Here is a 12,668-nt window from a genome sequence, read left to right on the forward strand (position 1 = left end):
AGTTTTTATAATGTTTTTATCAACTAATGCATGTGAAGGAAAAGAAGAGTGTATTAAAGCATGTCCTACAAAATCTATTAGACTGATTAATGGAATTCCATTTAGTTGTCTTACTTGTGGAATATGTTGTAAAAACTGTCCAAATGGAGCGATATTTCAGAATAGCTATGGAGGGTATGTTGTAGACCGGGCCAAATGTAACGGCTGTGGAATCTGTATGTACAATTGCCCTACAAACAACATTAAAATTGAAGATGGCATTGTATATGGAATTTGTTCACGTTGTGGTGTATGTGCTGAAGCTTATCCGGACTGTCGTGTTGACGGTTTCGAGCTCGAAAAACAAAAACAGCTCACTTTAATAGAATCATTTAAAATATTGAATCCTCCATTAGACAATGTTCCTCATAAAACCGAAAGCGCAACTAAAGAAGTATCGAGGTCTTACTTTGGAACTGACTGTGAAAAATGTATTTTATGCGGAAGATGTGAAGAATACTGTCCGACTGGAGCCATTCATGTTAAAGTAGATTGGGATGATGGGATTTGTAGAGAATGTAGATTATGCAGTGATGTCTGCCCTAACGGGTCAATGAATAAATATCAGATTGTTGCAAAATCATCATGTACACTTTGTCTTAATTGTTTGAAAGCTTGTCCAAATGATGCAATTTCCATTAACGATTCTGAAATTATTGTTAACAAATTAAATCAGAAAACCACAGGTTCAATTGTATCATGTCTGAACTGCGGATTATGTGCAGATTTATGTGAAAATGGATCTCATAAAAATATTGGTGGAAAATTAAGATATGATCCAACAATTGATACTGAAAATGTTACTCACAAAAAAGCTATTGCTTTCTGTCCGGTTAATACTTTAAGTGAAGATAGTGAAATGTATATCTACGATGAGTTCAATGATGAGGAGTTGCCTACATTGGCCGGTTTTTGTGTTTCTTGTGGAAAATGTACTCAGGTTTGTGATGAGGTTCAAGCACGTCAATATATGACTCACACATGGGACGGTAAGGTTTCAAAAGATTGTATTTCCTGCGGAATTTGTGTTGAAGTATGTCAGGAAAATGCAATTACACTTAACAGGGGAAGCATTTCCGTTGATTTGGATGAATGTATTTTATGTGAAAACTGTGCTGTTCACTGTCCTGTTGATGCCATTCCTAAATCTACAATGTATAAAAACAAAATTAAAGATGGATTCAACTTCATTGAACAAAAATTATGTATGCATTGCGGATTATGTTATAACATCTGTTCTTATGATGCAATAGATAGGATTGATGGTAATTATGTTGTTAATGATGAAAATTGCACATATTGCGGCGCATGTAAAAATGCATGTCCTGCAAGGGCATTTTTATTTGAGAGAAATTTTAAAGATTCAATAGAGGGTATTTAAATGAAAAACATGCTTAAAATAGCTTTGGAAGGAGCTTTCACTAACTTTAAAAGAATCTTTTTTGCAGCTGACAGAGTCACCGACATGGATATGAGAAATCAAATTGCAACTCTTTCTGTTAGAGTTGATGAAAGAGTTGATGAAAATGCATGTATCGGATGTTCCGGTTGTGCTAATGTATGTCCGACAGGTGCAATTGAGATGAAACCTTTAACCAATCCAGTTAAACTAACTGATAATTGGACTAAAGATCAAGTACCTGAAATTAATCTGGAAAGATGCGTTGTATGTTATTATTGTCATGATTTTTGTCCGATATTCTCACTTTATGGGCAAAAAGGTGCTGTTCACCCTTCTTGTGTTGGTGATCAGGAAGTCAATGTTTCAGAATTCATTGAACAGCCATTTAAAATATCTGATGAAAAACTTAAATTCATTGCACAGTATTTATCAGACAAAACAGTATTGAAAAACAATGAGGAAGGTGATTAGATGGGACTTAAATCATTTTCAAGAGCAAGAGCAATCCATGTCATGCTGGTTTACACTGGCGGTTGTAATGGATGTGATATTGAAATTGTAAATACTATATTATCGCCTAGATTCGATGCTGAACAGTATAATGTGTTTTTAACTTGGAATCCTCGTGAAGCCGATGTTCTGGTTGTCACAGGTCCAGTTACTCATTTGAATAGAAAACCATTAGAAGCAATTTATGAAGCCATTCCTAATCCTAAATTGGTTGTTGCTGCTGGAAGCTGTGCTTTGATGGGTGGAGTTTATAAGAATTGCAGTGGTGATATTCCTTCTGAAGAAATTGAAGGGCCTGTTGAAAATATCATCCCTGTTGATGCAAAAGTTCCGGGATGTGCTGTAAGGCCGCAAGATGTTTTAGCCGGTGTTGTATCACTTTTACCTAAATTATTAAATGCGGATTGAGGAGGGGATTATATGGATGAAAAAGTACCGAAAAGCAATATTATCGAAACAGAAATTCCAATGGGTACAGTTCACCCTGCTGCATTGGAGCCGTATAGAGTAAGGTTTTTTGTGGAAGATGAAATAATTCAAGAAGCCGAAATAACTATTGGTGTTAATTATAGGGGAATTGAAAGGGTCATGGAAGGCCTTCCAGTTCAAAAAGCTAATTCACTTACTGAAAAAATTTGTGGAATTTGTTCTAATTCACATGTATGGAATTCATGCAGAACAGGTGAAATCGGTTTAGGTATTGAAATTCCCAATAGGGCTAATTACATTCGGGTAATCATGGGAGAACTTGAAAGATTGCATTCGCACTTTTTGTATTTGGCTCATGGTTGTGAAGTATTGGCTCATGAAACATTTTCAATGAGAATATTCTACTTAAGAGAAATCATCATGGAACTGCTTGCAATGATTGGTGGAAACAGGGTTCAGTATGGATGTTCTGTTTTAGGAGGAGTAAGACCCAGATGTGATTTAAATGAAGCTAAATTGCAGAGACTTAAGGATGATATGGATAAAGTAGATGAGGCTCTTGGCGATTTTGCAAATAGATTTACATCAGATTCAATTGTAATGTCCAGGATTGAAGGAACTGGAATTTTACCTCAAAAACAGGCCATTAAATTGGCAGTAACCGGTCCGTCCCTAAGAGCTACCGGTGTTGCAAGAGATTTGAGAACAACAATGTCTGAATATGATGATTTTGATTTTAATATTATTACTCAGCCTGATGGGGATGTAAAATCTAACTTGCTTATGAGAGTATTGGAATCATTTGAATCAATTAAAATCATTAGGCAGGCTATTGCAAATATTCCTGAAGGTAAACTGGTAAATAATGATTGGGATATGGTTGATACTGATTTGGCTGAAAGTTATATTGAAGTTCCGAGAGGAACTCTATATCATTCTTATTCACTGGAAAATGGAAGAATTAGGCACTGTGTTATTAGAACTCCATCAATGTCAAATATTGGTGCGATGCAGTATGCTTGTATTGGAAACCATCTTACAGATGGTCAATTATGTATTGTACAATGTGATCCATGTTTCACATGTACTGACAGAGCAATTGAGGTAATTAGGAGATAGATTATGTTTTCAAATGTCATCACAAATTCGGTCTTTGCAGTTATTCTCACAGTAATTGTTTGTTTTTTAATTTCAACATTACTTCCTGGAATCGAAAGGAAATATATTCATGCTAGAATTCAACAGAGGATTGGACCTCTTGTAATTGCTCCCGGAATCATGGCTCCAATTAAATTCATGTTTAAAGAGAATATTGAAGTTTCATCTCCTGTTCCAAGATTATATAAAATATTGCCAATTTTATGTTTTATTGTGGTTTTATGTATTCTCGTTGCATTAACTCCGCAGGCTTATATGATTCCTGCACTTTCAAGTTTGGTTGCTGTTGTCGGATTCTTAAAAGTAGAAGAAATATGTTATGTGCTAATGGGAGCTTTATCCAAATCTGTCATGTCAGTTAAAATGCCTTTTCCTGACCGTGTAAAAGGGGCAGCTCATAGAAAAGCGCCATTGTCTTTCATTGAAGATATAAGTGCAAAAAGGTCTTTAAGAATGATTACTTATGGGTCTTTCCCATTATACTTAGCACTATTTGCACCTGTAACTGCCGCTGGAAGCATATTCTTAAAAGATATTGTAACATTCCAACAGATACACGGTCCATTTTTATTCACAGTAGCTGGTGGAATTGCGGCTATTGTATTTTTCATCGGTTATATGATTATTTTAAATGAGTATCCATTTTCAATTATTAAAGCTAAATCCGATGTTATTGAAGGGCCGTACATGGAATATGCTGCTAAATACAGGGCAATCGTTTTCATAACACGAGGATTTTTCATGTTTGTACTTGGAGCATTATTTTCAGTACTATTTATTGGAATTCCGCCAAACATATTTTCAGTTGGAATTCTTGTTAATATAATAGTTGCTTTAATATTCGTATTCCTGATGGGAATATTCTCAGCATTCTCTCCGGTATTTACAAACAAACAATTGTTGCCTGTAATTTTGGGAACTTCTTTACTTGGAATATTGGCGATTGTACTGGGGTTATTATAGGGGGAATTATTTATGAAATTTGTTATGAGGCCATATCATATAATAAATCTTGGAGGATACATTGTTGAATGGGATTTCCCTTATAGGGATCTTATCATTATTAATAAAACACCTAATCCAATTAAAATCGAAATACCGGTTTTTTATGAGGAATGGATTCAGGAACATAAAGATTTGGGACTTGATGTTATTCCTGTCAGGAAAGAGGATAATTTCTTAAGCATGTGGAAAAGGGCACACGCAGAATTAGATAAAATAAGGCCAAAAAATGAATGATTATACATTAACTATTAAAGCCGATGAAAAAAAAGGTGTATTGGACGATATAACTGATGTTATTACAGAGTATGGTGCTAATATTAGTTATGTTCATCTTTTTGTTGAAAAAAACAACATGGGTTCCATTAACCTTGAATTGGAACATGTTGAGGATATTGATGAGTTGATTAAAGACTTAAAGAATATTGAGGAAATTAAATCGGTTGAATTGCATGGTTCACAGTTGGATATTTATGGCAAACGTATAATTATCATAGGTGGCGGAGCGCAGGTATCTCAAGTAGCTATGGGTGCAATTACTGAAGCCGATAGGCATAATATACGTGGAGAACGTATCAGTATTGATACCATTCCCTTGGTTGGTGAAAAATCTTTGGCTGAAGCTATTGAGGCTACTTCTAGGCTTCCTCGCGTTAGCGCCCTGGTTCTGGCAGGTTCACTTATGGGCGGTGAAATCACTAAAGCTGTAAAAAAAGTTAAAGAAAATAGTAACTTGATTGTAATTTCACTTAATATGCCTGGTAGTGTTACTGAATATTCTGATTTAATTATCACAGATCCAATTCAGGCGGGTGTTTTGGCTGTAATGTCCATTGCAGATACTGCAGTTTTTGATATTAATCGTTTAGGTGACAATATTCGTTACTAATCTAAATAATGCGATTGCCTTATTTAGAACTTATTTTTTTAAGCATGTATTTTCATATTCGCATCTTTCACATTTTTTCGGATTTTTTTTAACATTTGGAAGTTTTTTATTCTCAGCTATTTCTTTTACTTCCCGAATTATGCTAAATAACGATTTTCTAAGGTTGATGTCCATTACTACGGGCCGTCTATCTCCAATTTTTTGATAATCAATAAATCCCACAAAGATTTCAGTGTCAAACTCTTCCTCAATTAGTATTGCATGGGCTACAAGCTCTATTGCATCCTGACTCCACACGCCTTTTAGGGGAGGATTGGAACTTTTTATACTTATCGGATAATATTTCCCGTCTATAATTTCTATTTTATCGCAAAGACTAATTAAATCAAGTTGGGTGTCTTTAATCAGGTATGAATGAATGCTGTTTGGAAAAAACATTTCAGCAATGTCAAATCCGTCTTTATTTAAAATTTCCATTGCTTTTTTGGATTTGATGCTTAATGTTTTAATATTAAAATAGATTTCATCGTTTATTTCATCGGTTTGTTCTTGAGTAATGTTTAAATTGCTGGTTGGCATTGTTTTTGTTGAATTTTCAATATATTCGTAGATGTTTTGAGATAAAACGTTTTCAATTTCGTCTAAATTCATTGTTTTTTTTATTTTACGCATATTCTTTTGTATCATGTCCTGTATGTCTCTTTTTAAATTTTTAATTTCCATATGTGTGCTGTATTCAATATTTTCATCACCATTTAGATGGGTTTTTAGATATAACTTCATGGGGCAATACATATGCATTTTTATTGAAGATACATTTATCATATTTTAACCTCTTAATTTCAGTATTATTAATTAGAAATTGTTAATATAAATAATTAGAGGTTTTAAATTCTTTAAATTTGATAAAATAATGTAAATATTATTTATCGACTTTATTATTTTGATTTTAGGTTGTTTTTATATATTTGAATTAAAATTTATTTTTCATTATTTTATTAAACGGTGCTTTAATTCTAAGATTGAACAAGTTTCTCAATAGAACTTTAAATGACCTAACAATTTTCAATTGAAAATTTTTTATAGTATTCATGTTTTATGGAAATTATTTATAAATTAAAATTAAATTTTTAGATATTAATTAAAAATTTTTAAATATAATGGATAATATATAATTTACTACCAAGAATTCATTATTGGATATGTGTAAAATTCATTAAGAAATTTATAAAAATACGCTTGATTGTATTCAATAAGGAGATCATAAAAGAAGTTAAGGAAGTGTTATGATGGGAAAACTTGATGGTAAAGTAGCGATTGTCACTGGTTCAACTTCTGGTATGGGTCGTGATTCTGCTAAACTCTTTGCTGCAGAAGGTGCAAAAGTTGTAGTAACTGGAAGAAATGAAGAAAGAGCAAAAGCTGTTGTGGATGATATCAAATCTGAAGGTAATGAAGCAATTTATGTTATTGCTGATATGGGTAATGTTGATGACATCAAAAAGATTTTTGATACGACTATTGAAGAATATGGTACTGTAGATATTTTATTTAACAATGCAGGTATATTAAGTACCACTCCCCTTTTAGAAATGACAAAAGAAGAATGGGATGAAGTATTTGATGTAGATGTGTATGCTGCGTTATATTTAACCCAACTTGTCGCCCCTATAATGAAAGAAAAAGGAAAAGGCAGTATTATTAACACTTGTTCAATAGCATCTTTTGCCGGCCACTTTGGTTTTGTCGGTTATATTAGTTCCAAACACGCTATTGCAGGACTTACAAAATCAATAGCTTTTGAACTGGGTCCTGAAATAAGATGTAATGGTATTGCGCCAGGTGCTATCCACACTGCCATGGTGGACGGTATTGGTGGAGTAGATGCATTGCAAATGATGATTCAGGCGTCTCCGGTTAAACGTGTTGGTCAGGGAGAAGATATTGCTGCTCTTGCATTATTCCTTGCTTCTGATGAGTCCGAATTTGTTGACGGTCAAATCATCAGATGTGATGGTGGATTGGAGTGTTAAATCTTTAGTTTTGTAGTCGGATATTAATTTAATCCACTACCTCTTCTTTTTTTTGATTATAAAGTTAAAATCATGGATTTTTTTTAAAAAAAAGTAAAATAACTAACTGATTGTTAGTTATTTAAATTTATTCTGTGTTATAATACTCTTCGTTAGCTGCAGGCAATTTTGATAGGATAACTGGAACAATAATTACTATTGCGGTTAATAGCAGCATTATTGCCACACTTAAAGTATCTGCAGTTGTAAGAGTTGAATAGACTCCTTGAATCCAAAAGACAAATATGCATATCGGCAAAATGTATTTGATAACTGCTTTCCAGGTTTTGCCTACTTTGATTTTTGAATTTTTGTTTAATGTTTCTATTAAATCGTCAAATTTATAAATCCATCCAAAGATTATGCATTCAAGAAGTATTCCGAATAGTAATGCAAAATTGTTTAGGTATGCATCGAATATTCCTAAAATTGTACTTCCAATTCCAGTTGTAAATATTGTTGAGATTAAAAATCCGATAACACAAACCATTATTGTTGTTTTTTTACGATTAATATCGAATTTTTCTGAAATTGAATAGCTGACTACTTCGAGAAGCGCAATAAGGGAAGTAATTCCTGCAAATAAAATACATATAAAGAATAGTGGTCCTATAATATGTCCTATTCCTCCCATTGTATTGAATACTTGTGGGAAAACTACAAATGCAAGCCCGGTTCCTTCAGTTACAAGTTCATTAAATGGAATTCCACTTGTTAATGCCATAAATCCTAAAATGGAAAATATTCCAATTGAATTAAATACTTCAAAAGCGGAATTTGAAAATGCTACTGTTACTGCACTGTCAACCAAATTTGTTTTATCCGGTAAATAACTTGCGTAGGTCATTGCAATTGCCATGCCTAAGCTGAGAGAAAATATAATCTGTCCAAATGCTGCCAGCCAAACGTTTAAATTAGTTAATGCATTCCAATCCGGTGCAAAAATCTGTGAATATCCAATTGACGCACCAGGTAATGTTAAGGAAAACGCAACAATACCAATTACAATTAAACATAGTAAAGGTAATAAAATCTTATTTACTCTTCCAATTCCGTCATTTAAATCTCTTTTAATAATTAACCATGCTACAACCCAAATAGCAAATACTGATGCAAGCACCATCGGAACGAAATGAAATATTCCTGATAGTGAATCTGTCGCCTGTAAAACATTGGAACTAAAGAATAAATCCGGATTTGCTCCCCATGCTTTTGTAAAACTTAAAATTATATAAATTAAATCCCATCCTACAACACAAACATAATATGTTGCTATTAAAAATACTACTAATACTATAAACCAGGCTACTGGTTCTAATTTTTTACTGATTGTGAATAGTATTCTTGCTATTGATTTTTTAAATTTATATCCGACTGCATATTCTACCAGAACAAAAGATATTCCAAGTAAGAATAGGGAGACGATATAAGGGATCATGAATGACCCTCCACCGTTGGAGTACAGTACATTTGGGAAACGCCAAATATTTCCAAGTCCAACAGCCGAACCAATCATTGCCATCATGAATGCAAAATTACTATTCCATTCTGATTTTTTTGCCTCACTCATTTTATCACATTAAAAATAAATACAACATTCTTTATTTTAGTATCTTGAAGTTTATAAACTATTCTATTAATTTTTCCTTATTTAGTTAAATTTAATTAAAAAAAGTTGAATGTTCATTTAAATAATGGTTTTTGATTAAATATTATTCAATTTATAGGAACTGTTGAACAATAATGGGCGATGTAACAATTTTTTTTCAAGTATTGTTGTTTTGTTTAAAAAAAACAGGGGTGAGAGTTAAACTCTCAATTATATTGGACTTTCTTTAAGTTTTAAGTATTCATCAATTGCTTCACGGGTAGTTCCAACAACCAATCTGTAGTAATCTTCTTTTCCCTGTGAAATTACTTTTTCTACTTTGCCTTTGACTATTACGTGCTCTCCATCAATAACCTCTCCGGCGTAGGTATGTGTAAATGAAACAATCTCTACAATCGGGGCTTCAACACCTTCAATTATCTTTAAATTCTCAATCGTATAGCTTGAAGGATTGTCAAATGCGCCAAGGGCACTTACAATATCGCATTCAACTTTGGCAATTCCTTGAGGTTCATAAACTGAATCTCCCCATGAACCTTCAATTTCACCGTAATCTTTTGTAGCCAAAATGTCAAATAAAGTTCCGTCAATTGTTCCTCTATTTGCTTTTCTATTTTCATACCATCTAAATTCTTCTTTAGTTAAACTTGCATCGCTCATTCTTTTATTGTATACAAAATCCCAGTAATCATCAGTAATGCCCATAACGGTAATGTGTTTGTCAACTTCTTTTATGTAAACTTCCTTGCCTCTGTGTTCTTTAAAAGTAGCTATTGCCCTTCTGTGATTGTCAAGACCATATACAACAAAGTCCAAATCTGAAACATCGTCTTTTTGAAGTCCCGGCAAAATCGAACCTGAAATTCCCAAATGATCATATGGAATATCTGCCATGAAATGGAAAAAGTCAGCAACATCCATTAATTTTTCAATCAGTTCGGGGTTTTTAACTTTTCCACCACTTTCAAAAGTTTTTTTAAGTCCTAAAAGTCTGTTTTCAGGTTTTATAATCCTTTCAATTTTATCTGTTGGCACTCCTGTCATTTCAACATTTGTAACATCACAGAAGTATAAATAATCAGGATGATTTTCTCTTAAATAATCGTAAGCTTCCTTAGATCCAACTTTTCTGTATCTTTTTCCATCTTTTTGCCTGTCTCCTTCAGGGTCAGGTATATATCTTAAAAATGAAATCACTCTGTTTTCGGGGTGAATATAATTTGTTGATGCAAAATATAAATCGTCACTTGTATAAATAAAATCCCTAGTTCTTACCTGTTCCATTTTAATTATCTCCTTTGTTAAGTTATTTTATAGAACATCTTTAAATTAATTTTTCATTTAATCTTAATATTTATATAAAAATATAATCTTAAATTAGTTCATGTATATTGCTCATAAACATATTGATGAAATATTTGAATATGACGGAAGTCAGATTAATCCATCCTGGGCTTTTCAAGAATTTGGAATTTACGGTTCTTCCATAATTACGTGGATTGGTCCGGTTAATATCACTGCGGATAATTTAAAGGATTTTGCAGATGTCGGTCTTGAAATAAAATCCAGCAATATGGTTAACTTTATCTGTGAATTTTTCGACCAGCAACCTCCAAATATGCGGATTGCTTATTTAAGGCAAAGGCTTCTTGTAATGATATTCCGTGAAATTCTAACTGAATATGGAATTAAAACTAAACGGGAAGGAGATGATATTTTTGTTGATGGTGGAAAATTGTCTATTTCAATAGCCAGTGTTTCTTTAAGCTCTGCAAAAATTCATTTTGCATTTAATTTAGAGGATAAGGGGACTCCGGAGGATGTTGAAGTCTGCGGATTATTTGATATTGAAGATGAAGAGGAAAATCAAATATTTAATGATGATAATTTATTGGATTTAATTAATGAAACTGTTTTGAGATTTACTGATGAGTTAAAAACAATAGAAAATGATATAAGTAAAACAAAGGTGTTATGATGAAAATTTTAGTAAATGGTATTCAATCAAATTTAAGATTCTCTTCCGCTCATGTAATTCCCGGCCATGAATCCTGCGGTTTTATTCATGGTCACTCTTACTTTGTGGATGTGGAAATTGAAGGGGAAAGAGCAGGTGATTTTGAATTTGTTGTAGATTTTAAAGATGTAAAAGGTTATACTAAAGCAGTTTGCAACGAACTTGATCACAGATTATTAATTCCTGTTTATAATAATTTAATTGATTTTAAGGACTTTGATAAGGAAAATGACTCCATTTCAGATTTAAAAGAAAATAATTCAATCCATTTCAAAATTGATGGAAAGGGATATTCAATTCCTTGTGTGGATTGTGTATTATTGCCGCTTCCATACACTTCTGCTGAAGAACTGTCAAAATATTTTGCTGAAAATTTAGCAGAAAAATTATCAAAAACTTATGACAACTTGAAATATGTGGCTGTTTGTGTTAATGAAGGCATTGGTCAAGGTGCTGAATATAGGAAAGATTTATAATGAACGCTCCGATTATTGAGGTATTTTCAAGTTTTCAAGGTGAAGGTCTTTTAATTGGCCAGAGGCAGATTTTTGTTAGGTTTGCAGGATGTAATCTAAATTGCAGCTATTGCGATACCAAATACAGCAAATCAGATAAATCCGGAAATCTAATGACTCCTCAGGAGGTTTGTGATGAGATCGACAAAATTTTAACTCCTGATTGCAAGACCATTTCATTTACCGGCGGTGAACCTGCATTATATCCTGAATTCATATCCCGTGTAAGTGAAAATTTTGATTTGAATATAATGCTTGAAACAAATGGTACTTTGCCGGATAATATTGACTTGATTGATAAATTGAACATTGTTTCATTAGATATTAAGCTTCCTGAACATTTTGATGGAGATTATGATGAAGAATTTTTTTTAAATGAAATTAAATCACTAAATTTATTAATGGCGAAGTCTATAAATGTATATTGTAAAGTAGTAATATTGCCATCAACAAAAATAGAATCATTCAAAGGGGTAGTTGAAAAATTATCAAAAAATATTTTAAACAAAAGTAATCTTAAAATAGTTATCCAGCCCTCCAGTCCTTTAAGCGATTGGTATGATGTTAATTCTAAATTATTTGAGTTTTCTGAAGTTGTTGGACAATATTTTGAAGTTTCCACCATTCCTCAAGTTCATAAGATTTTGAATATTGAGTGAATATCTGTTATTTTTGTTTTTAATGTTGATTTTATTTTTTTGATGCGTAATTTTAAATAAGAGGTGTGAAAATGAAAGATAAAACATCCATTAATAGGAAATCAAATACAGGCGCATTTGAACACAAAAGTAAAGTTCATGATAGAGAAGGGGACATAATGGCTATCGCAACTAAAGAAGTTATTTCCATCCCTCCTACTAAATCTATCAAAGATACTGCTAAAGTAATGATGGAGCATGAATTTAGAAGGCTGCCAATTACCGATCCAGGTTCTGGCAAACTTTTAGGTATGGTTACAGTAATGGATATTGTGGATTTCTTTGGTGGAGGAAAAAAATTTAACATTATTGAGAAAAAATACGAAGA

15 protein-coding genes are annotated in these 12,668 nt (G+C 32.6%); 12 read left to right on the plus strand and 3 right to left on the minus strand.

What is annotated here, in order from left to right:
• Window positions 1–10: 10 nt before the first annotated feature.
• From Q4Q16_RS08020 to Q4Q16_RS08050, 7 genes are read left to right on the plus strand one after another with little or no spacing between them, the layout of a single operon-like run.
• Window positions 11–1,420, plus strand: a complete 1,410-nt coding sequence (locus tag Q4Q16_RS08020; protein ID WP_303347204.1) for a 4Fe-4S binding protein — start codon at window positions 11–13, stop codon at window positions 1,418–1,420.
• Window positions 1,421–1,912: a 4Fe-4S binding protein gene (locus tag Q4Q16_RS08025; protein ID WP_303347205.1), complete on the plus strand. Its 492-nt coding sequence runs from the start codon at window positions 1,421–1,423 to the stop codon at window positions 1,910–1,912. It abuts the gene before it with no gap.
• Window positions 1,913–2,359 carry an NADH-quinone oxidoreductase subunit B family protein gene (locus Q4Q16_RS08030; RefSeq protein ID WP_303347206.1) on the plus strand — a complete coding sequence of 149 codons (447 nt, stop codon included), beginning with the start codon at window positions 1,913–1,915 and terminating at the stop codon, window positions 2,357–2,359.
• A gap of 12 nt (window positions 2,360–2,371) precedes the next feature.
• Window positions 2,372–3,499 (plus strand): nickel-dependent hydrogenase large subunit, encoded by a 1,128-nt coding sequence (locus Q4Q16_RS08035; RefSeq protein ID WP_303347207.1) that lies wholly within the window; start codon window positions 2,372–2,374, stop codon window positions 3,497–3,499.
• Between the two features lie 3 nt (window positions 3,500–3,502).
• A complete protein-coding gene (locus tag Q4Q16_RS08040; RefSeq protein ID WP_303347208.1) occupies window positions 3,503–4,501 on the plus strand; it encodes a respiratory chain complex I subunit 1 family protein in 999 nt (332 codons plus the stop codon).
• Window positions 4,502–4,513: 12 nt separating this feature from the next.
• A complete protein-coding gene (gene ehbP, locus Q4Q16_RS08045) occupies window positions 4,514–4,777 on the plus strand; it encodes an energy-converting hydrogenase B subunit EhbP (protein WP_303347209.1) in 264 nt (87 codons plus the stop codon).
• On the plus strand, window positions 4,770–5,429 hold the full coding sequence (locus tag Q4Q16_RS08050) for a DUF5612 domain-containing protein (protein WP_303347210.1): 660 nt from the start codon (window positions 4,770–4,772) through the stop codon (window positions 5,427–5,429). The genes ehbP and Q4Q16_RS08050 overlap by 8 nt, the downstream gene beginning before the upstream one ends.
• A 30-nt stretch (window positions 5,430–5,459) precedes the next feature.
• Here the strand turns inward: Q4Q16_RS08050 and Q4Q16_RS08055 are convergent, their stop codons facing one another.
• Window positions 5,460–6,254 (minus strand): Dna2/Cas4 domain-containing protein, encoded by a 795-nt coding sequence (locus tag Q4Q16_RS08055; protein ID WP_303347211.1) that lies wholly within the window; start codon window positions 6,252–6,254, stop codon window positions 5,460–5,462.
• Window positions 6,255–6,718: 464 nt separating this feature from the next.
• Here Q4Q16_RS08055 and Q4Q16_RS08060 point away from each other — a divergent pair, with 464 nt between their 5' ends.
• Complete coding sequence (locus Q4Q16_RS08060) at window positions 6,719–7,462, plus strand: SDR family NAD(P)-dependent oxidoreductase (protein WP_303347212.1); 744 nt, start codon at window positions 6,719–6,721, stop codon at window positions 7,460–7,462.
• Between the two features lie 127 nt (window positions 7,463–7,589).
• Here Q4Q16_RS08060 and Q4Q16_RS08065 read toward each other — a convergent pair whose 3' ends face one another.
• Window positions 7,590–9,071, minus strand: a complete 1,482-nt coding sequence (locus tag Q4Q16_RS08065) for a sodium-dependent transporter (RefSeq protein ID WP_303347213.1) — start codon at window positions 9,069–9,071, stop codon at window positions 7,590–7,592.
• Between the two features lie 249 nt (window positions 9,072–9,320).
• Window positions 9,321–10,394 carry a DNA polymerase subunit beta gene (locus tag Q4Q16_RS08070; RefSeq protein ID WP_303347214.1) on the minus strand — a complete coding sequence of 358 codons (1,074 nt, stop codon included), beginning with the start codon at window positions 10,392–10,394 and terminating at the stop codon, window positions 9,321–9,323.
• 100 nt (window positions 10,395–10,494) lie between these two features.
• Here Q4Q16_RS08070 and Q4Q16_RS08075 point away from each other — a divergent pair, with 100 nt between their 5' ends.
• From Q4Q16_RS08075 to Q4Q16_RS08090, 4 genes are all read left to right on the plus strand, one after another.
• Window positions 10,495–11,088, plus strand: coding sequence for a DUF366 family protein (locus Q4Q16_RS08075; RefSeq protein WP_303347215.1), 594 nt, complete (start codon window positions 10,495–10,497; stop codon window positions 11,086–11,088).
• On the plus strand, window positions 11,088–11,603 hold the full coding sequence (locus tag Q4Q16_RS08080; protein WP_303347216.1) for a 6-pyruvoyl tetrahydropterin synthase family protein: 516 nt from the start codon (window positions 11,088–11,090) through the stop codon (window positions 11,601–11,603). Before Q4Q16_RS08075 ends, Q4Q16_RS08080 begins: the two co-directional genes overlap by 1 nt.
• Window positions 11,603–12,301, plus strand: a complete 699-nt coding sequence (locus Q4Q16_RS08085; RefSeq protein ID WP_303347217.1) for a 7-carboxy-7-deazaguanine synthase QueE — start codon at window positions 11,603–11,605, stop codon at window positions 12,299–12,301. The genes Q4Q16_RS08080 and Q4Q16_RS08085 overlap by 1 nt, the downstream gene beginning before the upstream one ends.
• A gap of 71 nt (window positions 12,302–12,372) precedes the next feature.
• Window positions 12,373–12,668 (plus strand): CBS domain-containing protein (locus Q4Q16_RS08090; protein ID WP_303347218.1); only part of this gene is annotated, 296 nt, incomplete at its 3' end.

It is taken from the genome of Methanobrevibacter sp., assembly GCF_030539875.1.
In the GTDB taxonomy this organism is placed as follows: domain Archaea; phylum Methanobacteriota; class Methanobacteria; order Methanobacteriales; family Methanobacteriaceae; genus Methanocatella.